At 37.7% G+C, this 26,480-nt stretch carries 19 protein-coding genes and 1 other RNA gene; 2 read left to right on the forward strand and 18 right to left on the reverse strand.

Going from position 1 to position 26,480, the window contains the following annotated elements; all coding sequences use genetic code 11:
- Nucleotide 1: 1 nt before the first annotated feature.
- From EKM93_RS04320 to EKM93_RS04390, 15 genes are all read right to left on the reverse strand, one after another.
- On the reverse strand, nucleotides 2-1,081 hold the full coding sequence (locus EKM93_RS04320; protein ID WP_125713442.1) for a TM1266 family iron-only hydrogenase system putative regulator: 1,080 nt from the start codon (nucleotides 1,079-1,081) through the stop codon (nucleotides 2-4).
- Nucleotides 1,078-2,121 carry a FecCD family ABC transporter permease gene (locus EKM93_RS04325; RefSeq protein ID WP_125713444.1) on the reverse strand — a complete coding sequence of 348 codons (1,044 nt, stop codon included), beginning with the start codon at nucleotides 2,119-2,121 and terminating at the stop codon, nucleotides 1,078-1,080. The genes EKM93_RS04320 and EKM93_RS04325 overlap by 4 nt, the downstream gene beginning before the upstream one ends.
- On the reverse strand, nucleotides 2,121-2,375 hold the full coding sequence (locus EKM93_RS04330; RefSeq protein WP_125713446.1) for a TM1266 family iron-only hydrogenase system putative regulator: 255 nt from the start codon (nucleotides 2,373-2,375) through the stop codon (nucleotides 2,121-2,123). Before EKM93_RS04330 ends, EKM93_RS04325 begins: the two co-directional genes overlap by 1 nt.
- A 309-nt stretch (nucleotides 2,376-2,684) precedes the next feature.
- Nucleotides 2,685-3,254 (reverse strand): hypothetical protein, encoded by a 570-nt coding sequence (locus EKM93_RS04335; protein WP_125713448.1) that lies wholly within the window; start codon nucleotides 3,252-3,254, stop codon nucleotides 2,685-2,687.
- Between the two features lie 842 nt (nucleotides 3,255-4,096).
- Complete coding sequence (locus EKM93_RS04340) at nucleotides 4,097-4,777, reverse strand: YczE/YyaS/YitT family protein (protein WP_125713450.1); 681 nt, start codon at nucleotides 4,775-4,777, stop codon at nucleotides 4,097-4,099.
- A gap of 51 nt (nucleotides 4,778-4,828) precedes the next feature.
- On the reverse strand, nucleotides 4,829-5,596 hold the full coding sequence (locus EKM93_RS04345; protein WP_125713452.1) for a 3-ketoacyl-ACP reductase: 768 nt from the start codon (nucleotides 5,594-5,596) through the stop codon (nucleotides 4,829-4,831).
- A gap of 29 nt (nucleotides 5,597-5,625) precedes the next feature.
- Entirely contained in the window at nucleotides 5,626-6,951 is a 1,326-nt protein-coding gene (locus tag EKM93_RS04350) for an oxidoreductase (protein WP_125713454.1), read from the reverse strand.
- A 14-nt stretch (nucleotides 6,952-6,965) separates the two neighbouring features.
- Nucleotides 6,966-8,882, reverse strand: a complete 1,917-nt coding sequence (locus tag EKM93_RS04355) for an FAD-dependent oxidoreductase (RefSeq protein WP_164506985.1) — start codon at nucleotides 8,880-8,882, stop codon at nucleotides 6,966-6,968.
- 205 nt (nucleotides 8,883-9,087) lie between these two features.
- Nucleotides 9,088-10,071 (reverse strand): LacI family DNA-binding transcriptional regulator, encoded by a 984-nt coding sequence (locus EKM93_RS04360; RefSeq protein ID WP_125713457.1) that lies wholly within the window; start codon nucleotides 10,069-10,071, stop codon nucleotides 9,088-9,090.
- Nucleotides 10,072-10,818: 747 nt separating this feature from the next.
- Nucleotides 10,819-11,185: a transfer-messenger RNA gene (ssrA, locus tag EKM93_RS04365) on the reverse strand.
- Nucleotides 11,186-11,227: 42 nt separating this feature from the next.
- Nucleotides 11,228-11,470: a hypothetical protein gene (locus EKM93_RS04370; RefSeq protein ID WP_125713459.1), complete on the reverse strand. Its 243-nt coding sequence runs from the start codon at nucleotides 11,468-11,470 to the stop codon at nucleotides 11,228-11,230.
- 143 nt (nucleotides 11,471-11,613) lie between these two features.
- Nucleotides 11,614-14,280 (reverse strand): family 78 glycoside hydrolase catalytic domain, encoded by a 2,667-nt coding sequence (locus EKM93_RS04375; RefSeq protein ID WP_125713461.1) that lies wholly within the window; start codon nucleotides 14,278-14,280, stop codon nucleotides 11,614-11,616.
- Nucleotides 14,281-14,297: 17 nt separating this feature from the next.
- Complete coding sequence (locus EKM93_RS04380) at nucleotides 14,298-15,170, reverse strand: ROK family protein (RefSeq protein ID WP_125713463.1); 873 nt, start codon at nucleotides 15,168-15,170, stop codon at nucleotides 14,298-14,300.
- Nucleotides 15,171-15,185: 15 nt separating this feature from the next.
- On the reverse strand, nucleotides 15,186-18,311 hold the full coding sequence (locus EKM93_RS04385; protein ID WP_225423624.1) for an alpha-mannosidase: 3,126 nt from the start codon (nucleotides 18,309-18,311) through the stop codon (nucleotides 15,186-15,188).
- Between the two features lie 32 nt (nucleotides 18,312-18,343).
- Entirely contained in the window at nucleotides 18,344-19,870 is a 1,527-nt protein-coding gene (locus EKM93_RS04390; RefSeq protein ID WP_125713466.1) for an MFS transporter, read from the reverse strand.
- A 180-nt stretch (nucleotides 19,871-20,050) separates the two neighbouring features.
- Between EKM93_RS04390 and EKM93_RS04395 the strand changes: the two genes are divergently transcribed.
- Nucleotides 20,051-20,920, forward strand: coding sequence for a helix-turn-helix domain-containing protein (locus tag EKM93_RS04395; RefSeq protein WP_125713468.1), 870 nt, complete (start codon nucleotides 20,051-20,053; stop codon nucleotides 20,918-20,920).
- Between the two features lie 154 nt (nucleotides 20,921-21,074).
- The gene (locus EKM93_RS04400; protein ID WP_164506987.1) at nucleotides 21,075-21,899 is read left to right on the forward strand and encodes a helix-turn-helix transcriptional regulator; all 825 of its coding nucleotides are present in this window, start codon (nucleotides 21,075-21,077) and stop codon (nucleotides 21,897-21,899) included.
- A gap of 59 nt (nucleotides 21,900-21,958) precedes the next feature.
- Here EKM93_RS04400 and EKM93_RS04405 read toward each other — a convergent pair whose 3' ends face one another.
- From EKM93_RS04405 to EKM93_RS04415, 3 genes are read right to left on the reverse strand one after another with little or no spacing between them, the layout of a single operon-like run.
- A complete protein-coding gene (locus EKM93_RS04405; RefSeq protein ID WP_125713472.1) occupies nucleotides 21,959-22,507 on the reverse strand; it encodes an ECF transporter S component family protein in 549 nt (182 codons plus the stop codon).
- Between the two features lie 32 nt (nucleotides 22,508-22,539).
- Nucleotides 22,540-24,261 (reverse strand): [FeFe] hydrogenase, group A, encoded by a 1,722-nt coding sequence (locus EKM93_RS04410; protein ID WP_125713474.1) that lies wholly within the window; start codon nucleotides 24,259-24,261, stop codon nucleotides 22,540-22,542.
- Complete coding sequence (locus EKM93_RS04415) at nucleotides 24,255-26,084, reverse strand: NAD(P)-binding protein (protein WP_125713477.1); 1,830 nt, start codon at nucleotides 26,082-26,084, stop codon at nucleotides 24,255-24,257. The genes EKM93_RS04410 and EKM93_RS04415 overlap by 7 nt, the downstream gene beginning before the upstream one ends.
- Nucleotides 26,085-26,480 lie beyond the last annotated feature (396 nt).

Raw genomic sequence — 26,480 nt, forward strand, 5'->3', positions numbered from 1 at the left:
GTTAACCGACAGGGACAACTTTTTTAGCCACCGTTGTCTTAACATTGACATCCGGTAAAATATCAATTTGGTGTGTTAATGCCGTTATTTTTTCAATCGGTGCGTCCAAAGTAATATTAATAATTGAAACACCGCCTTGCACATAGGGTAAGCCCATTCGACCGACAATATAGTCCCGATAATTATGTAGCAAAGCGTTAATTTTCTCACTTAGCGCTGGATCCGATACAATAATCGAAATCGTCGCAATTTGTGTGATATGTGACGGTTTGGCCTTTTCGCAAACACCATTTTTTTCAGTAACCCGTAACGGCATCACACTTTGATAAATCTGACCGGGTGTCTCAATTTCACCAATAACCGCTTCCACCCCAAAGGCTTCTTCAATATTTGATTCTGTGACCACCTCGGTTGTATCCCCAAAAATTGAATCGCCGCCTTTTTGTAAAATCAACGATTGTGACGCTCGCATCAACGCATGATTGGGATAATGCGTGTTAAAAATACAACAGATACCTTCATTGGCTAACTTCGTCATCGTATCTAAAACAATCAGCTGATTTTTGAAATCAAGATTAGATTCCGGTTCATCCAAAATCAGTAATTGGGGTTGTGCCGCCATGGCCCGGGCAATCAAGACCATTTGTAATTCCCCACCACTGATCTCACTGCAGTTTTTATAAAGCAAGCGCTGAATACCAAGTTCTTCAACTAAGTCTGCGACTAACTGCCGTTCTTTTTCACCTGGTGTGGCAAACAGACCAATACGGCTTGTGCAACCTAAAAGAATCATATCTTCCACGGTCAATGACGCAAACGCCCCCCGAGCCTGGGGAACATATGAAACTTGCTGCCAAAGTTTTTTACTGCTCATTTTGGCAATTTCTTGACCATTTAGGGTACTGGTACCGCCATCCCACTTCAACAACCCCATAATACAGCGGAGTAATGTGGTTTTCCCGGCACCATTTGGCCCTAAAATCGCAATCAGCTGCCCTGAAGCTGCATGAAAATCCAACTGCTTAATAACCGGCGTGCCTGATACATAAGAAAAACTGCCATTTTCTACATCTAAGTTCATAGTTGCCAACCTCCAGTGCGCCGCATCAAATAAATAAAGAATGGGGCGCCAATGATTGCTGTCAAAATTGAGATCGGAAATTCAGCCGCCGACAAACTTCTAGCTGCTGTGTCCACAATAATCAAAAATGAGCCCCCAGCCAAAATAGAAGCTGGTAATAAAGCGGTGTGATTATTCCCAAATTTCATCCGGCACATATGGGGAATTAATAACCCCACCCAACCGACTTGACCACACATGGAGATCACGGAACCAGTGATTAACGTGGCACATAAAATCGTAACGATACGTAAAGCTTTAATATTAACCCCAGTGGTTCTGGCCTCTTCTTCACTTAATGGCAATAAATTTAAACGCCAACGTAGCAGCAATAAAATCAACATACCTAAAAGAATAGGTGGAGCCCCTAGAAATAATGAATTATAACTGGCGGAGTCTAAACTCCCCATCAGCCAATAAGTAATCGCTGGCAGCTGGCTTTCTGTATCCGCCGAAAACTTCACCAACGACACTAATGCCGTGAATAAAGATCCAATCATAATCCCCGCTAACACGATACTGTTCAAGTTTCGCTGTCGCTTCCCAGTACCGGCCAATGCGGTCAATGCTAACGCCAATAAACCAAAGAGCAATGAAGTCGCTTGGACGCCTAACATCTTAAAACCAAAAAGTAAGGATAATGCGGCCCCAAATGAAGCCCCCGAAGCCACACCTAATGTATCCGGTGTCGCCAATGGGTTAGAGAACAGACTCTGAAAAGCACAGCCCGCTGCTGAAAGACCAGCACCAGCAACTAAAGCTAAAATAATTCTCGGCAAACGCATACTCCAAAGTACCGTGGTAATTTGCGGTGAAACCGTCACAGCACCCGTAAATTTATCTGTAATCGCATGGATCACATCCATTGGTGCCATAGCATAACGCCCCACGCACAAAGAAAAAACGGCGGCTGCTAAAGGTAGTACGGCAAAAAGAATTTTCCAGCCAATCGCCACACTGGAACCGGATTTGAGCCGTTCCCGTTCTACCGGCGCTGTCATTAGTCACTCACAACATTAGAATAAGCTGTCTTAGCGCTGACACCATCTAACTTTCCAATCTTGCCTGAAAGTGCACTAATATCTTCTTGTGTCGCATCCATCGCCACACTGATGATATTTAAACTCCGTTGACGATAAGGAATCCCCATCCGACCAATAATATGATCCCGATACTCATGCAAAATCTCATTCAATTTTGGTACTGAGCCAGTGTTCTCCACAATGATGCCAATAACTGCAATTCTTGTTTCCATAAATAAAAACCTACCCTTCCTTTAATAAAAATAAAAATGATAACATCCGGAAGATGCTATCATTCAATACCCTAAATAAGCGTGTGTTGGATTGATGACGTCTTTCATCTCAAATGTTTTTCGATGTCAGTACAAGTGAAATATATCACACATAGCACATTTTTTCAATATTTTGCATTTATTTTTATTGATCTTTTTTGATGCTTAGCCCTTGACATGTACGCTTTTTTATTATCAACGGCCTGTTATTTTGATAATTTTAACCAAACTAAAATTCGTGAAAACTGAAATGGTTTATTTCAAATTTGCTCAAATTTGCAGCGTAAATAAACGCAAAGTTGCTTTATTTTTTAAGATATCGCTGTTTTTTAAAATGATGCTTGTCCTAACATCACCGCGCACTTTTAAAACGGCAACACTTTGCGTGCACCTTTCTTTAATATTTTCTTTAAAGTTATTGTCTTGTAAAGGTCTAGTACTAGTAAGTACTTTAGTGCTACCAGTTGCGTTACTGGTTGGGGTCCGAGTTGGCGCACTACTAGGTGTCTGGGTTACAGCACTTGCTGCCTGCTGAATAACCGAATCGGTGTGGTAAAGTGGTTTGATTTTGTATTGCGGTTGTTGCTGACCTTCTTGTTCAGGGCTATAAATTAATAGGCCCATCTCAACCAATTCCTGCCTTACTGCTTTTAATTTTGATTTAGATAGGCCGGTAAATGCGATCAGTGCGGTATCTTTTAAAATAAAGGTGTCTTCTAATTTACCTTCATCGTAGGCATAATCTAATAATTCACGATACAAACTATCTTGCGCCATTGAGAGCGTCAGCTGTTCTCTTTTTAATTTGCGATATACCCGTCGCTGTTTAAAGTAATCCATCGTATCCGCCGTTCCAGTTTATTTTTTAGATAAGTTCAGTTATCTCCTATTATTAATAACAATTTAACAGGGGTAAAACGGAAATGGATTTTAGTTTTTTAACCTGTTATGCGATAACTTTAGTTGGACTTTTGACAAGACATTCAACTGCGATAAGATTGGGCATGCTGGTAAAGCTGTCGTAGGTAGTATCATTGGCATACTACTCTACCAGTTGGATTACTTATAACAGCTATCGGTACCACTTTTGGTGGTCGATCCAAAAATGTTTCCACAGCGTCTTTAGCAGTACAAAAAATTTAAATTTAAGAACTCACAAAATTATTGTTAACACCGATAAAAAACGCTTAAACAGCTTTTTAAATTCTCAATTTTGTAGGAACTATCAAACTAGTCATGCCTGTGATCTCTGTAGACTACATAAACTCAGTAGAACCGGCTAGACAACATCCATCAGCTTCTACTATCGGTTTTAGATCAGCAAAACATAAAAAAATAAAAAGCCTCACTTTTCGCTAGCAGAATGAGATCTATCATTCCTTTATAAATTTACTTACTATGTCAATCTTATCTATTATTATTTTATTACTCCCTATCATCAATTTTCATGGTAAGCGTCCAAGTTCAGAATCGATAATACGGCTTAAAAAAGATACCCTCTAATATTTAGAGGGTATCTTTTATGATCATTTCAGACTATTAGGATGTGCCTTTATTTATAAATTGTTTAACCCTTAGTGACCTTTTGATAAGGGGGATACAGCAATTAACTACAGAATTTTTGTTTATTTATTCAATAAAGTACATCTCTAATTTTCAAAAGCGCTCTTAATATGTTTATATTAATTTTTTACAGGTGATACTTTAGAAACAATAACTTTGTTGAAGAATTTAACCATATTACCAATTGTAAATACTGCAATAATTGTTCCCCAACCAATACTTGGTCCTATTAATTTTCCTAAATTTCCGGTCACCAATCCTATAATCACTGCGATAACTACCATAAGCGCATCACCCCAGTATTTCAAAGTACCATAATCTCTTGGAATAACTGTTGTAAGTGCCATTAATATACCATCAGGCGGATTGACAATAATATTAGCGTGGACCATCATAGTTACACCCGCAGCAGTACAAAATAAAGCAAGTACTAATATGATTATTTTTAACCAAATATTATCTGGATCTAAATTGCCAAATATATGGATACCCCACATGTCGACAATTCTTCCAAATATAAAAGTAAATGGAAATTGTACTATTACCTGCCAACTAAACTTCCTATAGATAAATAATTCTAACACAACAAATATTGCATATATAATATTAACCCAAACGCCCAATGTCCATCCAGAAATTAAAGAACAAGATTGTGGTACCGAGACTAATGCACTAACACCCATATGACTTTTTGCAAAAAATGAAGTTCCCAATGCTAAAACAAACATACCTATAATCCATACAACAATTCTAGTTGACATTTTTTCTTTTGGCATATTTTCTGATTTTTCTTTAGTCATTAATATATCCTCCTGGTAGCACAGCTCACTAATTCACAATATATTCCTTAATTAAAGACGTCTGATATGAAAGCCACCGTCAGCATTAACTACCTGCCCCGTTGAAAAATCGAAAAGTCCACTAGCCATTGCAATAACACATTTTGCAACATCCTCTGGTTGTCCAAATCTTTTGGTAGGTGTCAAACCATTTTTGATAAGATCTTCATATTTTTCATGAACTTTTGAAGTCATATCTGTTTCTATAATTCCGGGTCTTATTTCAAAAACGGGAATGTTATATTCAGACAATCTATCAGCAAATAATTTAGTAGTCATCGAAATTGCCGCTTTAGAAATGCAATATTCCCCTCTATTAACTGAAGATGTATAAGCTGACATAGAAGAAATATTTATAATTCTTGGCTGAAAGTCTTCTAAATTTTTTTGTAGCATCTGAATCATTAATTTAGAACAGGATTGACACATAAAAAAGGTAGAGCGCGCATTTGTATCCATCACATAGTCGTAACTTTCTTCCGTAGTTTCCAGAATATCGAGCCTAACTTTGGGTGCTACACCTGCATCATTTACTAGTAAATCAATTCTTTCAAAACTATTAACTATTGTTTCAAAGAACTTTTCTCGATCTTTATTGCTCGATATATCACAAGGAATATAACAAAAATCTTGGTTTATTTTAAACATCTCCGCTTTAGCATCATCAGCCTCTTCAGAGCGGGCTACCATGACCACATAATAGCCTTTTTTCAATAATTCTTTTGAAATACCTAGTCCAATACCACGTCTTGCGCCCGTTACTACCGCAATCTTTTTCATCCTCAAACCAACTTTCTTTTGTAATTATTTTATACACTTTTATTTTCAATAAATTCTTTATAATACTCTTTAAATTCCTTTGGTCCTCGCACTACGCATCCCACAGGGTACCCAGCTCTAATTAAATCACCGCACTTCCCGCAAGTAATACAAACATGATTTAATTTCAAACCTCCTGTAAGCTTTAACTCATTAGGGAAATTAGGGTTTGTGAATGATTCTCGACCAAAGTTAATAAAATCCGCATACCCTTGTTCTAGTGCGCCAGCAGCTAAATTAGGTGAGAATTGTCTCAAATATGAAGGTGCAGAGGCCATAACCATTAAATCTGGAAAAGCCTGTTTTATAGTTTGAGTACCTTTGTATATACGAGAAATACCTACAAGCGGTGGCTCAGGAGCTTTATATTTACCATGATCAAACGGTCTAGAAACATGAGAATTAACGTATGGATTACCCATAACAATATTTAATAACTCTAATCCTAAATCTTCTTTCAAAATCTTTGTTAATTGTATTGCTTCATCCAGTACAATATTGTTATCTTCATCGCTACACCAACCATTTGGATAAGGAAAACCATCATAAATACCAAGTCGACAAGTTACGTGGAAATCTTGATCTTTATATTTGTTAGCTGCTTTAATTGAATCAATCAAAAGACGGGATCTATTTTCAAAACTTCCACCATACCTTCCTGCACGTCTATATGCAGACATAATTTCAGCGTATAGATATCCGTGGCAAGATTTTACGTCAATCGCATCAAATCCTGCTGTTTTAGCTAATCTTGCCGCTTCACCAAATTTATCTGGTAATTCCGATAAATAATCATCACTAACAATTCTTGAGTCATCTAATGCATTATTTTTTTCATAGATATCGTTATGATAGGCAATTAGAGGTTCTGGATAGCCGTTAGGGTTTGAATATCTACCGCTGTGATTGGCTTGCAAAATAATAACGGGTTCAAAGCCATTGATTCTTCCGGCCTTTTTTACACGTTCATTCATCATTTTAAACGCTGGCATAGTTTCTTCAGTAAGCATCAGTTGGTGTTTACTACTTCTGCCTTCAGGCACAACTGTTACTGCTTCATACCAAATAATACTGGCTCCACCCTTAGCATAATTAATATATCGTTGAATCGTGTGCTCACTTGGGCCACCATCTTCTTTAGAGTCATTTCCCTCCATTGGCGCAATTCCTAATCGATTGGGTAACATCTTACCATATAAACTAATTGGTTGAAAAATGGAGTCAATCTTGTCTGATAACGGAAAATATGCATTCAGTTCTTCTCTTTTTTCTTTTACAACTGATAATGTTTTGTAATGAAAAGGTTCTAAATTCATGTTATTTCCTCCTATTAGTGAGAACTGCCATTACGATAGTTATTATAAATTTCCTCGAACCACGATTTTGTGTGTGGCAAGGTATGTCTCTCTCTAAAGTCACTGTACACTTTTCCATCTTTAAAACTGGTAATCTGAATCAAATTATCTCTCTTACCATTATCTAATTTAGCCTTAATCCCATAGCGCTTTACTTGATCAAAATTCATCTGTTCTTCTTTAATCAGGTATGAGCCCCTACTTTTACCACCATCTTCTGCATAATCTATGAAGGCTTTTAAATACACCAATTCTGATATTAGTAAATCAAAAGAAATAAATGCTTGCTTTAAATCTGTAAATTTATCAATTCTATTTTCATGAGTAAATTTTTTTATGTCATTTTCTATTCTCAAATATGTTTTTTTCATTGACCTAATATCTCTAATATATGCACCGCACTCATCAAATCTTTTCTGAAAATTTTCCCGATACCTCTTAACATTCATCGACCCTTCGGATTTTAAGATTTCATCACAAAAATTCTCTAATTCATCCATATCAGATTTTATTTTAAATAGAAAATTTTCCTTTAAAATGGGTGCTACACAATAATGTGAATTAATATATTCGGCTGCTCTTAGAGAACCAACTTGATTTGCATTTAGCGCACTGCCGCCTGGCCGATACACACCAAAATTGCCACATACTTCTCCGACCGGAAAGAAATGTTTAATATTTGACTCCCACCAATTATTAGCCTCTAAACCACCGTTATTATGCTGAGCGCATATAGAAATATTTAAAGGCATTTTTTCTAAGTCTATGCCATGAGAAGCGTATAGTTCATACGCTGGATAGTTCATCGACTTGAGTCTCTCGATAGGAGTATCTTGTAAAGCATTTGAATTCTCTAAATATTCGAATGCAGTATTATTTAAAAAAGTAAACTGAAAACTATTATCTTTGATTGCATACCTAGAATTTTCTCTATAGTCTATGAAAACTTTTCTCTTCTTTAGAATTTCTTCAACATAAATGGCAATATCAATAATAGATGATCCATTTGTATCGATTTTTCTAGGATCAAATGGCCACTGATAACCCTTTAAAAATATGGCATTTAGCATATCTTTACCTGTGCTGAAATAATCCATCAAGAACTCTCTTTTATCATTCCCATCTTTATCCACTGAATAATACTTCGGGATGACTTGTTGATAACTTCCAGAAAGATTCCATCTAAATTCTGTTGAAGCAATGCCATATTGCCATTCTGTTAAATTTTTCCCATGTACACCAGCTAAAAATGCTGGGCCATGAGCTCCTGTTTGGGTCACTGGATAGACACTTCTTCTGTATAATCCGCTAGGACCACCCGTTGCATAAATAATATTCGTACAGTTGAATTGGACCCAGGTCACAACATTTTCTACCTGCTTAATACCAATTGCTCCAAAAATAGAATTTATTTCCTCATCAACCAGAATTTTTACAATACGTACATGATCCATAAACTTTATATTCTTGCGTCCAAAGACGGATGATTCTAATTTTTCAGTCATTAGTTTAGAAGTAAGCGGTCCACACGAAGTAGCACGTTGCGTTTCATCATGATCCGTGCGATATCCTACATATTGCCCATACTGATCTTTTGGAAAAGGAACACCTAAATTGACTAATTTCATAAAACTTTTTATAGAATTTGCAGCTTCAACTAAGGCTGTGTCCCCATCTACAGATCCACCACTAAATAACGTTTTTGCCATAGCATAAACTGAATCTGGTTCATCATCAGCAAGCGATAATTTATAATACGTTTGTTTATCAGAACCTGTATTACGTGATGTTCCCATCTTCTGACCTTCGGTGACAATTTGTATATCATGCTGTCCCAACGTATATAACCAATCTGCTGCATTATATGCCGCACTACCACTGCCTACAACCAATGTGTTACATTCACGATATTCTGTTTGAAATTTAATTTTGTTATCGATTTGAATCACCCTTTATATTTGCAAACGTTTGCATCATTCATATTTTATGCTATTTGAATAAACTCAATTTATATGCCGATGCAAACGTTTGCATACCCATCAATATAGGCCAAACTTAATTATTCTAATCTGCAAACGTTTGCATCAGGTACACATACTAAACACTTCCACGTACAATCAAGTTAACCTTATATTCTGGAATGCTCTGTCCTATCTTCTTTTTACCCTCAATCATATCAATTAAATGATTCGTAGCATCAACAGCTAATTCTTTTAATGGTTGTGCCATTGTTGTTAAATCAAAATTTTTAGATAAGTACGTATCATCAAAGCCGATAATTCCGACATTGTCAGGAATTCGTAAGCCACTTTGATTCAAATTGATAATCGCATCGAAGGCGAAGGGATCACTTTGAGAAAATATAGCTTCAGGTATAACCCCATCATGTAATTTCTCGCTGATTACATTGCCTGCTTGTTCTTTACCATTTCGAGCGCAATTCCAAACATGATCTTTTTTATACTTTACTCCAAAATCCTCTAAAGCTTTTTTATAGCCTAAAGTACGTTGTCGGTAAAGTTCTAACTCTTTTCTGCCAGTTAATGTATAAATATCTCTATAGCCTTTATCTAATAAGTATTTGGTAGCGGCATATCCTCCTTCGAAATTTTCAGATACAAAACTATCCTTTTTATCGCCAATATCACGCATTAAACAAACCAGTGGATAGTGTTCTTTTTTTAATTCCAGAATTGTTTTAGAAGCATTATCAGATAAACCTGTCGAAAAAATGAATCCATCAACCGCTTGTCCCTTTAATCTTTTAACATATTGCGCTTCAATGGACAGATCTTCATAAGTATTACAGAATATAACAAAATATCCGCGTTTTTCAGCCTCTTGTTCTACGCTTGTCGCTAGTGTCGGATAAATAAGGTTTTCCAAGTTCGGAATAACAAACCCTAGTGTTTTTGTTTGACCTTTCTTTAGGCCACTTGCTAAAAGATTAGTTGTATAACCTAATTTATCTATTGATTCGAGTATCTTCCTTCTTGTCTCTGAATCTACTGCATCCGGTCTACTTAATGTCCGAGAGACAGTACTAATAGAAACGCCAACATCGTTAGCAATATCCCTCATGGTTACCAATAGCGATCGCTCCTTAAAAACCTAAATATAGAAAACGTTTTCTTGTGGTTAAGAATAATTCACTTTTTTATTAATGTCAATACTAATTATTGATGATCCAAAATAATAAATCACTTAATTTATATCCGAAAAGATAGTATATACAAGTTCAAAATATAACTATTATAATTGTGGAGTGGGCTTTAACATATAAAATATAATAACATTAATTTTTAAAATTAAATAACACACATTATATTATAGAATGTCTTTTAAAGCTATATGTTCCATTTAAAATAACTATTTATGTTAAAATCAAGTCTTGCCAAATAGCAAAAAGTCAAGACTATATAAGTTTGAATTCTTATCTAATTATTATTTCAAATAACAATTACAACGATAAGTCAACTCACGTATTCTATTCAAAAGAGCAAATTATTAATATATAATTTCTTTTTTATTTAATCATTTTTTCGAGTCTTATTAAATTATCCATGTCTACTAAGACTCAAATAAATTTTCTTGAATAGAAACGGTATCGATAGGGCTTTTTTCTTATCTTGGTTTCGATCATCCCATTTTTTATTTGTTTTTTTCTTGCATTGCTTAACGCCATATCCTCAAAACTAATCGAGTGAAGACTTTTTGCATTTATTTTATCGATCCACGACTTTAAATGTATATTCAAGAAAAACAAAAAAGCCTTAAAACACTGACTTATCAGTATTTTAAGACTTTTTTATTTCGGGTAAAACTAATAATTGGAGATGAGGGGAGTTGAACCCCTGTCCATACGCATTGCCACGCAGGCCTCTACGATCATAGATAGATTACTTTAGAATTCGCCACAATAATGCGCCACCTATCAGGGCAAGCTTATCATGACTAGCATGCAAATCTCTTTTACTTACCTCACACGGCAATAAGCAACGTATCCCAATTAATTTGAGACCTCAAATCCGACCCTTGGGAGAAATCGGCGAGATCACGCAAAGCTACTTTTAGGCAGCTAAAGCGTAGTTGTTTTCATTTTTAGCAGTTATATTAACTGTAACGTTTTTACGTAGACGTAACCTACGAACCGCAACCCACGCTCACCTACGCATGTCGAATCCGTATCATCCCCGAATAAACCGAATATTAGTATAACATAAAATCCAAAAGAATACTACCAAATTGGTCGGTGAAGCACAAATGTATTAACTAATAAAGCAACTAGCGCAATTACCCCTATCACTAAAAAACTTCGGCCTAATGACTTTGCCCGCTTCAAGCTATCCTCATCACGATTTCGTGAACTGCCGGATAATAATGCCAACCAATGACCGCGAAGTAACTGAATGCCTGATACAATTAAAATAACGCAAATCAAAATAGATGTCCCCAAAACTGCATAAGAATCAGAACTCATTTTCAGCCACCTCCTTAATTTTGTATGTGCTTTATTATACTCGAAGTTGATGATGTAGTACAAAGTTTTTATAAACCAATGATTAAAAAGCCATGTATCGCTGGGTCAACCCAGTTTTACACGGCTTTTCTAAATACGGCTTATCAATAAATAATACGATGACATCCTGATGAAAGCTGAACACAATGATCTTTCAATAAAATTGCTTGATCATCCACTTGCACTGTTGTTTGCATTGTTTGGCAGTCCACGATAGCCGTTGTATTAACTGGTACCTGGATCATTAATTCTGTAGTCGTTTCTGTCCGTTGATACGTTAAACTAATCGGACCACGGGCACTAATCGTCTTCAATTTGAAGTGCTTAATTGCTTGGCCTACTCTTGGCCGTACCATGAAAGTTTCAAAACCAGCCTTAAGTGGTAAGATACCTGCAATGCCTTGAACAATCGTCAATCCCGGCGTTGCACCCCAAGGATGGGACAACGTTAAGTTTGGTTTATAATAATTACTCCAAGCTTCAGGCGCAATTGTCGCTTGCAGCTGATTAATAATGGCTGCAAATGTTTTTTGATCTTTACGACAATCATCATTTAATAATAATTTTGCCGCTGCTTCAGCATGCCCACTATTCAATAACCCTTTTAACATAAAATACATAAAGTAAATACTGCCAATAAACTGGCCATCATTCGCAACAAATGTACTAAGTTTATCAGCCATCACATCTGAATCATAAACATCATAACATAACGCATAAGCCGAAGCATGATGTGAGCAGTGCTTATTAACCGTTAAATCTGCATTCATTGAATCATAAAAACGGCCTTGGGTTGGATCATATAAATGTGTTAACATCGCACTTTTAATTTGCTGCGCTCGAGATTCGTAAAGTTCATAGTCTTTTTGATGTCCTGTTAGTTTAGCAATTCGTGCCATTATTTGATAAATACCCACGTAAATTGCATTAAATGGTGTATTGTATTTACCCTCTACATACCCATCTCGTTCTCTAATGGGCCAATCAATCAACCCATTATTGGTGACAAGACCAACTGCTGGATCAAAGTTATCTGCTTGTTTACCTGGTCGCCAAGATGCCGCTGTATTGTCTGTCTTCGTAGCACCACGGTTCAATTTTTCTTTTAAGCTATCATACCGTTGAATTAACACAGTTGGATCACCAGTATATAAATAATCGTACCAAAGTGCCTCAACATTAAATAACTTATAATCTTCAGGCCAAGTTGGGTTATCTAGTAAGTAATCCGCCGAATGTCTGGCCAAAGCATAATTATCTGATACAACATAACTACTATTGGCATTCACCAGTAGATCGCCTTCGTAAGCCCGACGCTCTCTAGCTTGCGAATCTACATATAGATCTTGATTAGTCATCTTAATGGTATATTTAGACAATGCGTATTCTTCATTCAATAATGCCTGATCTGACACAAAATAACTGAGTTGATCGTCAAAATCTTGATGCATTGCCCAACCTGAAATAGCGTCTATCGGCAGCTCATCCGAAAAGCCTTGCAATTCAACATAACGAAAATTTTTCATTTGCAGTGTTGTAAATAAATTACGCCCTGCCGTCAACTGCCAATTTTCAACATAATCTGGTCCGCAAGCCAGATGATGGCGTACATGCCCCTCATCTGTTAACTGTTCTCCACCATAAACATTAATCTTTTGAGCTTTTGAACTTATCAGGTCTACTGCTAAACCACCAATAATTTCTTTTCCTAAGTCTACAATATAAGTCATTGGCGCAATTTTAGTAATTTTTTTAGAAGGTTCGTTTGTCAAAAAACGTTTTGTAGGCTCAACTGGTGTTGCTAATAATAGTTCATTTTTCCCTAATGTTAACGTTGGCTGTATCACAGTCGCTTTTTCCCAATCATGATCTGAGAAATCTTTTGCTGCCCAATGCTGCGGGTAAAAATTCAGATCAATATTTTCTTGAGGCATTTGAAAATATTGACTGCCTATTGTTGCACCATAATCACCAAATGCACTGGAACCGTCAAGACTGCGCCATTGATCATTGGTAAAAATCAACGTTTCTTTTTGACCATTTTTTAAAAACGCCGTCATCGTTGCAAAGAAAGCGCGCTTGGCCATTGTGCCTGTAACTAAAGCTGCAATAACATTATCTTCAGCCTGCAACAAGGTGGTCACATCAAATGTTTCATAAAAATAAGCCTTTTTATCTTGATCATGATAATATTCATAGGGTCTCGGTGTGCCCACGCCTAGGCAATGATCATTAAGATAAATATCACCAGATTGAGCTAATGTTTTTTCATTACCTGTTATAAATACGTGTAAATAGCCGCTATCTAATTGGGCAATTGGCGCTATAAATTTTGGACTACGTATAAAAGCAAAATTACCTAGGCTAGGCCGCCCATTAACCGCAGTTGCCGTTTCTGCAGCCCAGATGCCACTGGCATTAAAAGTCGTTAAAGCCGTTAAAAAAGTACCTGCGTCTGCAAAATCACTAATAGTGCCGTAATTATCCTTAATCCGAACGGTCCAATAATAAACTTGTGCAGCCTCTAAATAAGGCTCAAGTTCTAGACAACGCACTGCTGTATTTTGTGAAGATACTTGCCAATCCGTTAATAACAAATCGTTTTTATTTAATAAATCGACTTTTGTTTTGGCAAATGCCAGTTGATATTGTGTTTGATAGGTATTGGCTAATGTGCTTTCATCCCACCAACTAAACTTAGGTTCAGAAGTAATATTTGTTGCCTTTTTCTGCAAATTAACCCTTAGATTTGTAGGTTTCTGTAAGCTCATTAAATGTCAGCTCCTCTTTAAATTGCAACCTTAGTCAAAGCTAAAGCAAAATCACCAATCGTTGCTGAGCCGTTATGTTTAATCAACGGCATTACAATATAGTTATCAATTGCTGGTGTTGAAACATAACCATTTAGTAATTTCACAAATTGCTGTTTAATTTTCTTTAGAAATTCACCATTCATCACACCGCCGCCTAAAACAATCTTTCCTGGGCGAAACATTAATGTTGTTTGAATTAGCGCCTGTGCAACGTAATAAGCCATAATATCCCATACAAAGTTTGTTTGCGGCACAGTCTCACCGCGCTTACCTAACCGGGCTTCAAATGTTGGTCCAGAAACTAAACCTTCCAGACAGTCCCCGTGATACGGACAAGTTCCCGCAAAAGCCATATCTTTAGGATGTCGTTTCACATTCACATGACCCATTTCTGGATGCCCTAGATCCCCAATGAATTGACCATTATTGATGATCCCTGCACCAACACCAGTCCCAATTGTATAATAAGCTAGCGAATTAATTTTTTCACCCGTCATTCGGGACATAATATATTCGCCATAAGTAGACCCATTAACATCGGTTGTAAGATAGATTGGTACTTCTAGACCCGCTTTTAAAATACCGTATAAGTCTGTATCCCGCCAATCAAGCTTAGGAGAAGTTGTAATATAGCCGTATTTAGCATGATCCTGCCGTAATTCTAATGGACCAAACGAGGCAATACCTAACGCTTCAATTTTAAAATTTTTAAAATAATCAATTACCTTTTTTAAGGTAATACTTGGTTTTTCTGTAATAAAATATTTAGAATCTACAATATTGTAATTATCATCACCTACAGCACAAACGAACTTTGTACCACCGGCTTCTATACTACCAACTAACATGTCTCGCCACCTTTTTTATTTAAACCGAAACTGAATTGTTTTTACTTCATAAGGTGCCAGTGTCAATGTAACAACGGGCGTGTCCTGCCAAACCGTTTCTTCAGTATCTTCTTCCATCAAGTTAACTTCTGCCCATTCTTTAAATTTGAATTTAGGGGTTAAGGTTACCTTTCTTTGTCCACCAGTATGATCATGAAGCCGCAAAATCATTGTTTCGTCATTTTCCCCCTGTTTGATAGCATCGACAGCAAGCACTTGCGTTTTTGGCATTTCGAATAAGACAGCTTCTTTTTCAGCTAATTCATTTTTGCTTACTGTAATGGGTTGATTTAGCGCCCAAGCATTTTGCTCCACAGCCCCCGTTACAAAATCGCCAGCATGCGGTAATAAACTATATGTGAATTCATGTGTGCCAATATCTGCCGTAGGATCTGGGCTAACGGCACCCTTTAGCAAAGTCAATGTCAGCTGCTGATCTTTAATCGCATAGCCATATTTTGAATCATTCAATAAAGCAACCCCATAATTGTGTTCGGATAAATCTGCCCACTGATGTCCAACTGTTTCAAATTTGGCCCAATCCCAGCTGGTATTCCAAGTTGTCGTCCGAGTCAAATTACCAAATTGAATTTGATAACGCGCTTCTGTTGCCCGAATATTGGCTTCAAATGCGGTTTTTAATAGCTTTTGCCGCTCTTGCCAAAGCACTTTCGTCTTAAAATCAATTCTTCTTGAGTCTCGATATAAAATCATAGATTGTTGAATTTTAGAATTTAAATAAGTGAATTCAAAATTGATTACAGCTTGCAAAGCCGTATTTTCAACAACTTTAATTTGAGTTGCATTCAAGATTTGCTTTTTTTGAATATAATAAGCATCAATGTTCCAAGCATCATAATCCCGAGGTTTATCTTCAAAAATTTCAAAAACATTACCTAATCCGTGTTCCGTTAAAACTTGACGTTGATTCTGTCGATCATAAATTTCAGTTAACTGACCTTGATCATTCCAAGTTATTTTGTAATTATTTGTAGTCACTGTGTTTTCTGAAATAGTAGCTACCGGTGCTTCCTGGGTAGCATTAACTAATTTTACAGGTGTGAACTTAATTTTTTTAGTGCCCAATCCCGGAATTTCAGGGACAAAAACTTGATAACCCGTTGCCTTTTTGACACTGGTTAATGCTTGACCTTTAACATCTGTAAAGTGGCCAACCCGTTGCTCGCTGATAAAGACGGTTTCAGATCGAGCCCATCCGGCACTATTCCACAAAGTGTACGTCGTTTCTGCTTCTGAAGCGGCTGTTTTTGAAGTCAGTGTTGCTTGAATTTTTTGAATAATTTCTAGCGCTTGGTCATATTCATGGTGCGCATCTTCATAGACTTCATGAATTGCTGAGCCCGGAATAATATCATGGAATTGATTTCTCAAAACAATCGTCCAAGCTTGATGCAACAAAGCTTTAGGAAAATTACCATTAAAGATTGTCTGAAATTCTAATTCTCTAAGTTTTAATTCCAATTTACGATTCATTTTTTTCATGTAAGCCTGACTAGTATAAGTCCCTCGATGAAATTCTAAGTAAAGTTCACCATCCCAAGTTGGTACATATCGGTCTGTTTTAGCAACGGTATCATGGAGTTTATCAAAGAAAGCATTGGCGGTTGCTGTTTTAACATGAGGCAGACCTGGAATTTGATCTAATTTGCGCCGACTTTCTAACATATCCCGAGAAACACCGCCGCCACCATCACCATAGCCATAAGCCAATAATAGGTTTTCATTAAATATTTTGTCACTATAAGCGTCATAAATACCTTTTACCGAACTGGGCGTCATCAGCCCATTATACGTGTAAAACCAAGAATCTGGGTTCTCTGCCATTTTACCTGGATCTGGTGTTGTGATGAAATGTGTCAAAATTTCAGTGCCATCAATACCTCGCCACATAAAGGTATCATGGGGCATACGATTATATTCATTCCAACTAATTTTAGTTGTCATAAAGGTTGTTAATCCTGACTTCTTGAGAATTTGTGGCAAAGCCCAAGAATAACCAAAAACGTCTGGCAACCACAGATAATGTGGTTTCTTATGGAACTCTTTTGCCATAAATTCGGTGCCATACAAAATTTGTCTAACTAAAGACTCCCCTGAAGGCATATTACAATCTGCTTCCAGCCACATGCCGCCGTCAACTTCCCAACGGCCTTCTTGAATACGTGCCTTAATTTGGGCATAGATTTCTGGATAGTCCGCCTTAATAAATTGATAGATTTGTGGTGTTGACTGTAAAAAAACATAATCTAGATATTGTTCCATTAATCTTAAGACCGTTGAAAATGACCGTGCTGCCTTTTCATGGGTATGCTTTAAACGCCATAGCCATGCTAGATCTATATGGGTGTGGCCAATAGCCGTGACACTAGCCTTAGTGCCTTTGACTGTATGTGTCAAATAATCCGTTAATAGCGCATCTGCTTTTTTGCAGGAAAGATAAAAGTCTTCTGAGCCCGGAACTTGCCAATCAATTAACTGAAAGCCCCGATCTAAGGTATTTAACATTTCAACTCGATCTGAGCTATCTTTTGCTAAAATAGCCACCGTATCGACCATATTTCTAGCTGTAAAATACAAATTATCAACAGACCGGTCTAAGTGCGCACTAGCCGCCATTTGAAATTTATTAATAATTTCTTGATTAGGATCTCCATGCCGACCGTATAACCCTGTCCAGAGTTTAATGGCTAATGTAATTTTTTGATGCTGCCATTTTTTATCTAAAATAACTTCTTTATGATTGGCATCAATGCCTTGATAAGGTACATCATTAATAAAAAGTAGCCCTTCAAAACCAGTCTGATGTAAATTACTAGGTAAGCCCAAATCAAATAACAAAATTGTATTATCTTGATCGGGCACTTCAAAATCAGCTGTTAACCAAATATACTGATCTAAGCCTCGCCACTCATAACCAGGTTCAACTGCTTGCCATGCCACAGCTTTAGGCGGATAGTTCACTTGTTTTGTATTATCAAAATACATCCGCCAATTAGGGATGGGGCGCTTATTTTGATAGCGATAAGGTTCTAATTCCTGAACACGTTTCTGAATCTTTTCCTGAGTAAAAAACATATCCATAATCTACACGACATCCTTCAAAAATTAGTCGACTACTTATTACCTTTAACCGTTTTTCCAGCAGGCCAAACATTAGCGTAGTCAATCCCTGTTAACGTCTTGACAACTGACTTCGTTTCTTCAGTGGCATCTGCTTTTGAACCACCAGCTTTAAGCCGATTAACTTCGTCTACCACGATACCATGGGTCTTTTTATTGACTTTGAAAGTTAATGCGAATAATAAGGCAATAATAATTAAACCACCTGCACCAAATACTAACGCATTTAAAATGGCATGTTGTGTCCCTAGAGGCTGTGTTTTAGCACCTTTGACAAAACCATTGGCATCTAAAAATACCCCTACAAGTACCGTTGCTAAAGCTGCCGTTGCATTTCTTAAGAAGGTCATTACTGAAGCAAAAACACCAGCTCTATTTTTACCAGCGACGATTTCATCAACGTCGGGAATAAATGGATAAACATTCCAAGGGGTGAACTCTAATGTAGACCGACCAATTTGATAAACAAATGAAACAACAAATAATAAGGCAACAATATGTTCAGGCATTGTTTTAGCAATCAAGTAATAAGCCACTAGCATCAACAACATTAAACTGTAACCGAACATATATAACCAACGTGGCCCAAATTTAATGATTAAAAAGCCACCTACTAAGGTCATAGCAACCCCAACAATTGATAGTGACAAGACATTAGCTGCTACAGTAGCGGTTACCCCGAGTACATAAACACAGAAATAAGTAAATACGGTGTTATAAACATCTTTCCCTGTAAATGAGAATAAATATATAGCTAAATGTTTTCTAAAACTCTTGATCTTAAAAGTAGAGAAATAAGCTTTGATATCTTCGGCAAAAACTTTGAAGAAGCTTTCTTTTTCATCAACATCATCTGTCGCAATTTCGCTTACTGGCCGTTCCCAAGTGTTAAATGCCGTAAAGAACATGGCAATCGCAAAAATAATGGCAAAGAGTAACCCATTAATAAAGAAAGGTACTGGACTGTTCTGGCCTAAAATTCTGAATAATTGCCCAGGAATAAATGTTGCTAAAAATGTCGCACTTGCTGAAAAGAACATCCGTGCTGTGGATAATTTTGTCCGTTTATTAAAGTCAGTCGTCATTTCAGTTGGTAATGTTTCAAAAGGAATCATTACTGCAGTGGAAATGGCATCAAAAGCGGCAAAGGTCAATAGATAATACCAGAAATTTAAGCCGCTGACCCACATCAATGCAAAACACAATAGTAGCGGTGATCCAATGAATAAGAAGAAATGCCGTCTACCAAATTTTTTACCTAAACGATGTTTATAGAAATTATCGGTAAAGCCACCCATAAGTAGACCAACTATGGCCGTTACAATTTTCCCAACACCAACAATAATAGCCCCATCTGTCGCCGTTAAATTACAGTAGGAAGTATAGAAAAACAACATCCATGCGCCGATGATTGTTTGACCCCCACCACCAATAAAGTCTGTAATCCCAAATGAAACCGCTGTACCTAACGTTATATCTCGCTTAGTGTATATCCGCTTAGATAACTTGTTAAAAGCCATGCCACACACTCCCTTAAATTAAATAATTGCAGAGAATATTAAACTAAACACAATTAAGTGATATATTAATATTCTAAACTTTAACAATTAGTGTAATCGCTTACCGAGTGCATAGAAACTAACAAACTAATTAATAAGGTACACAAATCAAATATTCATTTTTTTCGAGGAGGCTTTTATTTGTTTTATCATCTTAATTTAGCCAAACCTGCGCATTTTGATCAATGCCATAAGTATCTATTAAACAAGTATCAAGTCCATTCAACACCTATACCAATCTCTAACTGCTGTCTAATTTTTGTTATTGAAGGCGCATTGAATGTAACGACTACCGATAAAAATATGGCTTTACAGCAAGGGCAATGGTACTTTAACCCCGATCAAAAAATGATTCAAAAAATAGAAGCTACTGCAAAAACGCAATTCTATTTGCTGACTTTCGCCTCGTCCTCGACGATTCATCAAGCTGCAACTTCTTTTTTAGATCACCATGACGGTTTTGATGTGACTTTGCCTGAATTTGATTTTCCTAAAAATACTCATACCGTTGAAACCTACTTAAATAAATTGGAAACCAATTTAAACCAGCTGGCCTATAAATCCACTTTAAGTAACGACTATCTCTTATCTGAAATTTTAATCGAACTTCGAGATCAATTTGTAGATAACCTATTAAATAGTCCTAAAAATACCCCACTAAAGCGTACACCAGCAAAATTTGAAAGAATCATGCAGTGGTTAGCACTGCATGCCGATGAGACTTTAGAAGTAACTGCAATTGCAAATAGATTTGATATCACCCCTGAATACTTAACCTATCTATTTAAAACTTATGAAGGTGTGTCAACAATTAAATTTATTCATAATTTAAAAATTTCAAAAGCCAAAGACTTATTATTAACAACCAATATGTCTGTCAAACAAATCGGTTATTATTTGGGTTTTAAAAATATCAAATATTTCATGCGCTTATTTAAAAAAGAAATCGGCTACACCCCCACAGATTTCAGAAATAATTTTTCAGTTTCCATTCCCTTACCTGAAATATAACCGTTTAAGTATTTTAAATCACATTACCATTTTATTTTAATAAATTATGCCATTTATAAATTTCCAAGGCAAAAACATTGCCTCCTTTTCTGGTTTTATTTTAAAATATAGTAAATATAATTTATCTTTTAACCAATCAAGCGAGGTGTTTAAAATGCAGCATGCCTTAGGTGAAATTTTAAAACAGGCCCGTTTAACCCAGCACCTGTCTCAAAAACAAGTTGCTGAAAATATCTGTTCCCAGCCAACTATCTCTGCGATTGAGCGCAATTGCTGTACCCCTAATGCCAAATTACTGATTGCCTTATGTCGGCGTTTGACTTTAGAAGTGGCCCAAATCGACTTAGCCCAGCCCTTCAATATTAGTAATAATTTAAAAATCGAACGGACTTTAAGCCAATTATGTGAACAGCATAACTACAAAGATTTATATCAATTTTTGACCATCGATCAAACTATCAATAGTATTCAAACCGCCACTCAATTACAGGCCTACTACTATTATTTGGGTATCGCTAAATTCCAGTTAAACCAAAGCCTCCCCCAAGTTGAACAAAGTTGGCAACTATCTTTAGCTAACGCCCCCATGGCCGCCAATTTATCCACGCTCAGCCGTCTAACGTACAGTTCTTTAGCTTGCATCTCTGCCAAACGTGGCCTGAATAAACAGGCTCAGCAACGTATTTACACGGCCTTAGCTGATTTAACAGCCACGGCTTATGATGAGAATCAAAATATTTGTTTTTACTTAACGGCGCTGACTTGCTACCAGCTGCATGATTTCATTGGCAGCCTGCAGCTTTTAGACCGGGGTATTCAATTTACTAGCGCCCATGATTCCCAGTATTTATTGGCCAACTATTATTGCCTAGTGGCTCAAATTCTTGACGCCCAAGAACATCACAATTTGAAAAAAGAAGCTTTGCAGCAAGAGCAATTGCTGTTTGGCCTACTTCAGCAAAGCAGTGACAGCCTTTAAAAGCACGTAAAGAAGCTAGATCAACGTTAAATTGATCTAGCTTCTTTGCTTAGTGTGAACTAACTTAACTTGGTGCTATTCATTAATGGTCGCAAAATTGGTAATAGAACCGTTGCGATAATGCCACCAATTAATGCTGTAATCAGCTGGGGTGCTGAAAACATCGCTGTTAAAATAGTACTCTGCGGTGGTGCCACGGCTAGAATATTTTGAACCAGCAGTTTTACAATTAACAAATATAACACGATAAACTTTAAGCCAGCAGCGACAATCGTTGCTAGAATATAAGTTGCTAACTGCGGCAAATTTAGCTTAGCCGTCAAGTAATGCCAAATTAAAACTAAAACCACATTACCGATCATAATACAAGGTAATAACGGCAGTACTTTAGGTCCGATACCTAAGATAGATGCCAAAACCGGCGATAAAATAGCCACCGTTACCCCACTGGATAAACCGCCTAACATCACGGTGATAATTAAGGTGAGATTCACTAAAGAACCTGTGACCAAAGTCATCCCCAAAGGCGCTGTTACTGCTTGAAAAACAATCAGAATTGCCAAAAAAAGTGCCGTCTTAGCAACCCATTTTGCAGGTGAAGCTTTCATAGTTCGTCATCTCTATTAATTTTATAATTATTTTAGCGCTCTGCTGCGGAGTGATGCGTATGCAAAACAGCCTCTGCTTTTTCAGAAAGTGGGGTGCCAAAATATTCTTTATAAACTTCTTTGATTGATGGATTTTCATGGGAGAAGCGAATGGTATTCCGCTCATCCAAATTATACAAAGTTGGTGCCCGGCGTGCTGCCCATTCTTCACCATCGTGAATTGGTTGACCACCGCCGCCAACACAGCCACCAGGGCAGGCCATGACTTCTACAAAGTCACATTGCCGTCTGCCAGCTTTTAGATCTTCAATCAAATGCCGCGCATTTCCTAAACCATTTACCGCAATCCCACGAATTGGGATGCCATTGATTTCAGTATCCACTTCTCGACAGCCGTCTTGCCCTCTAGCGGCTTTAAAAGTATCCGCATCGGTATTTTTATCATTAACGAAATAATAAGCTGATCTCAAAGCCGCTTCCATAACCCCACCGGTTGAACCAAAGATCACACCGGCACCACTGGCAACGCCTAAAGGATCATCTAATTCGCTTTCTGGGAAGCTGCGTGGATCTAAATACTCACTCTTAATCATCCGATCTAATTCCCGCGTCGTTAAAACAAGATCTACATCCGGCGTCCCATCTTCACGAGTCATACTTGGCATATCCGCTTCGGATTTCTTGGCAATACAAGGCATAATTGAAACAGAGAAAATTTGATCTGGTTTTAAGCCCATTTTTTCAGCATACCAAGTTTTTGTCACGGCGCCAAACATTTGCTGTGGTGACTTAGAAGTTGATAAATGCCCTAATAATTCTGGATATTCTGTTTTAGCAAACCGAACCCAACCCGGACAACAGGATGTAAATAGTGGTAAATTATCATCTGGTCGATCACCCATAAAATGTAAGAATTCTGAAGCTTCTTCCATAATGGTCAAATCTGCAGAAAAGCTGGTATCAAAAATATAATCAAAGCCGATATGCCGTAACACACTGGCCAAACGTTTAACCGTCCCCTCTTTAGGGGTCATCCCAAAGTCTTCACCCCAAGCTGCCCGAATGGATGGGGCAATTTGGACGACAGTCGTAACATCTGGATCAGCTAAAGCCGCCATCATTCTTGGCACATCGTCTCGTTCACTCAACGCCCCAACTGGACAATGGGTGACACATTGACCACATAATGAACAATTTACTTCACTAATTGGTAGATTTTCCCGAACACCAATATCGCTTTCACTGCCAGGATGCAACACATCCCACACATGCAGCTGCTGAATCTTGTCACAGACTTGGACACAGCGCATACACTTAATACATTTACTATTATCACGAATTAATGGGAAAGCCATATCCCATTTCTGAGCTGCTAATTCTTTTTCATAGTCTTGACTCGTGACCCCCATATTGTTGGCCAAATCCTGCAGACTACAATTATCCCCCCGCACACAACTAGTACAATCCACTCTATGCTGGCTTAAAATTAATTCCAAATTTGTCTGCCGAGCTTCACGGACAGCTGGAGTATTGGTTGCTAAACGCATACCTTCTGAAACCTTTGTATTACAGGCCGTCACCAACTGATCTTTGCCTTGCATCTCCACAAGGCACATGCGACAGGACCCAATTTCATTCAAATGTGCATAATAACATAAAGTTGGAATATGGATGCCATGATTTTCAGCGGCATCTAAAATCGTTGTCCCTGCTGGTACATCCATCTCTTGTCGATCCATTGTAATTTTTACCATGTCCGTTGCCGCCCTTCACGAAACGCTGCATAGCCGAAATGATCGCACCGTAAGCAGCGGGAAGCTTCTTGCAAGGCTTCTTCATCACTTAGTTTCAATTCAACATCATCAAAATCATCTTTCCGATCGCCAATTGGCCGTTCTTTAATTTCGACCCGACCACAAGGGACCCGATCATGAAGCAGTGGTTCTGGGATCTCAATATGGGTCTCAACTTTGTGATCATAACCTAAATATTCATCAATATTGGCTGCGGCAACTTTCCCAGCGGCAATTGCTTTAATAACGGTTGCTGGTCCAGTGACACAATTCCCACCAGAGAAGACGCCATTATGGCCTTCAAATGTTGTTTCAGCTGTTGCATCTAATTGATCCCATTGTCTTGGTAAACCGGCATCTTCAAATTTTTGACTGTCGATACTTTGACCAATGGAAATGACAATAATATCTGCATCTAAAACAACTGGTGGTACGTCTGCTGCCCGTGGTGATGGCCGGCCTTTACGATAAGGACCAATCACTTGTGGCTGCACTTTTAAGCCGGTGACTTGATCATTTTCATCTACAACAACTTCTGCAGGTGCCATTAATTCATCCATGTGGCAGCCTTCAGCGATAGCGCCTTCAACTTCTGCAGGCAGCGCTGTCATATCTTCTTGACGCCGACGATAGGCAATGGTCACGTCTGCACCTAAACGGATTGAAGAACGGGCAACGTCCATGGCCACATTCCCACCACCAATGACAATGACTTTTTTGTCTTTGAAGTCTGGTAGATTACCATCCCCAATGCCCCGTAACATCTCAACGGCAGACAAAACGCCTCGGGCATCAGCATGGGCAATCTTTAAGGCTTTATGGCTATGAGCACCAATGGCGATATAAGTTGCATCAAATTCATTTTTTAGATTTTCAAAAGCTTCAGCGCTATCAATATCATAATCTCGGTGAACTTCAACGCCGCTATCTAAGATCAAGTTAATATCCCGTTGTAAGTTATCCCGATTCAACCGATAACTAGGAATCCCATAACGTAACATACCGCCTAAATGTTTGCGTTTTTCAAATACAGTTACGTCATGCCCCATCAATTCTAGATAAAACGCCGTCGTTAAACCACTAGGGCCACCGCCGATAATCGCAACTTTTTTACCGGTTGGCGCCATTTTATCCATTGGGAAAATATCTTCAGTGGCTTTATCGACACAATAAGACTTCAACCCTCTGATGTTAATACTGCGGTCAATCAAGTTCCGCCGACATTGATTTTCACAAGGATGTTCACAAATGAACGCGCAAGCCGTTGGGAACGGATTATCCTTACGAATTAACTTGACAGCATCTGTTGGTCGATGATCGGCAATTAAAGCAATGTAACCTGGAATGTCCACGTGGGCAGGGCATTCTTGAACACACGGAATACCTTGTCTTGGTGCAGAACAGAAGCCTTTTTGAATATGATTTTCAAAATCTGGTCGAAAAGCGACTAAGCTCCGCAAAACTTCAGCGGCCGCCTGATAACCAATGGCGCAATCTGCTGAATTTTTGATACTGCGGGCAGTCCGCTCGATCACATCTAAAGTTGCCTCGGTAGCTTCCCCTTTTTTAACGGCCTCCAAGAGATTTTCTAATTGTCCTAAGCCAATCCGACAAGGCACACACTTACCACAGCTTTGACTGTGGCACAGATGGGTGTAGGCACTGGCAATTTCTACAGGACAACTCGCGGTCGGGGCAGCAGCCATACGCAATTGTAATGACTGATACAAAGCGCTGGCTGTTTGTTCGGCTGCTGTTGTTGTATCTAAAGACAAACGACTCATCCTTCACAACTCCCTTTCCAAATAATTGACACTAAGCAATGATTCAATAATTACGTTTTTAACAAGTTCATAATATCACAAGTCGTCTTAAGATACACTTTTTTTGCATTATTTTTGTTTTAATTCATCAAGATAACGCATATCTAACATGGTGTTGTGGCTACATAGCACGTTTTTTAATTAAATGCAAATATTTAGACTTATGAAATTTAAATAACAATTTACCCCACTTGGAAGTTAGTTCAAAAATCCAAACAATTCTTCCAATTTATTTAACGGTTGCCTTTATTATTAAGTTTGGCTGTTATTCTATTTGAAGATTCAATTATTTTTTTGAAAGCGTTTTATAACTATGTGCTATGATAGATAGGTAATATTCTATTTTTTAAAGGAGTT

The sequence above is a fragment of the Agrilactobacillus yilanensis genome, assembly GCF_003946725.1.
Taxonomy (GTDB): Bacteria; Bacillota; Bacilli; order Lactobacillales; family Lactobacillaceae; genus Agrilactobacillus; species Agrilactobacillus yilanensis.

What these genes read in the sequence shown, in the direction of transcription:
- EKM93_RS04410 (WP_125713474.1), bottom strand. Translation starts at nt 24,261, where the DNA reads ATGGTAAAAATTACAATGGATCGACAAGAGATGGATGTACCAGCAGGG.
- EKM93_RS04340 (WP_125713450.1), bottom strand. Translation starts at nt 4,777, where the DNA reads ATGACTAAAGAAAAATCAGAAAATATGCCAAAAGAAAAAATGTCAACT.
- EKM93_RS04335 (WP_125713448.1), bottom strand. Translation starts at nt 3,254, where the DNA reads ATGGATTACTTTAAACAGCGACGGGTATATCGCAAATTAAAAAGAGAA.
- EKM93_RS04400 (WP_164506987.1), top strand. Translation starts at nt 21,075, where the DNA reads ATGCAGCATGCCTTAGGTGAAATTTTAAAACAGGCCCGTTTAACCCAG.
- EKM93_RS04405 (WP_125713472.1), bottom strand. Translation starts at nt 22,507, where the DNA reads ATGAAAGCTTCACCTGCAAAATGGGTTGCTAAGACGGCACTTTTTTTG.
- EKM93_RS04325 (WP_125713444.1), bottom strand. Translation starts at nt 2,121, where the DNA reads ATGACAGCGCCGGTAGAACGGGAACGGCTCAAATCCGGTTCCAGTGTG.
- EKM93_RS04390 (WP_125713466.1), bottom strand. Translation starts at nt 19,870, where the DNA reads ATGGCTTTTAACAAGTTATCTAAGCGGATATACACTAAGCGAGATATA.
- EKM93_RS04415 (WP_125713477.1), bottom strand. Translation starts at nt 26,084, where the DNA reads ATGAGTCGTTTGTCTTTAGATACAACAACAGCAGCCGAACAAACAGCC.
- EKM93_RS04360 (WP_125713457.1), bottom strand. Translation starts at nt 10,071, where the DNA reads ATGAGGGATATTGCTAACGATGTTGGCGTTTCTATTAGTACTGTCTCT.
- EKM93_RS04380 (WP_125713463.1), bottom strand. Translation starts at nt 15,170, where the DNA reads ATGTTAGTTGGTAGTATAGAAGCCGGTGGTACAAAGTTCGTTTGTGCT.
- EKM93_RS04375 (WP_125713461.1), bottom strand. Translation starts at nt 14,280, where the DNA reads ATGAGCTTACAGAAACCTACAAATCTAAGGGTTAATTTGCAGAAAAAG.
- EKM93_RS04330 (WP_125713446.1), bottom strand. Translation starts at nt 2,375, where the DNA reads ATGGAAACAAGAATTGCAGTTATTGGCATCATTGTGGAGAACACTGGC.
- EKM93_RS04320 (WP_125713442.1), bottom strand. Translation starts at nt 1,081, where the DNA reads ATGAACTTAGATGTAGAAAATGGCAGTTTTTCTTATGTATCAGGCACG.
- EKM93_RS04370 (WP_125713459.1), bottom strand. Translation starts at nt 11,470, where the DNA reads ATGAGTTCTGATTCTTATGCAGTTTTGGGGACATCTATTTTGATTTGC.
- EKM93_RS04385 (WP_225423624.1), bottom strand. Translation starts at nt 18,311, where the DNA reads ATGGATATGTTTTTTACTCAGGAAAAGATTCAGAAACGTGTTCAGGAA.
- EKM93_RS04345 (WP_125713452.1), bottom strand. Translation starts at nt 5,596, where the DNA reads ATGAAAAAGATTGCGGTAGTAACGGGCGCAAGACGTGGTATTGGACTA.
- EKM93_RS04350 (WP_125713454.1), bottom strand. Translation starts at nt 6,951, where the DNA reads ATGAATTTAGAACCTTTTCATTACAAAACATTATCAGTTGTAAAAGAA.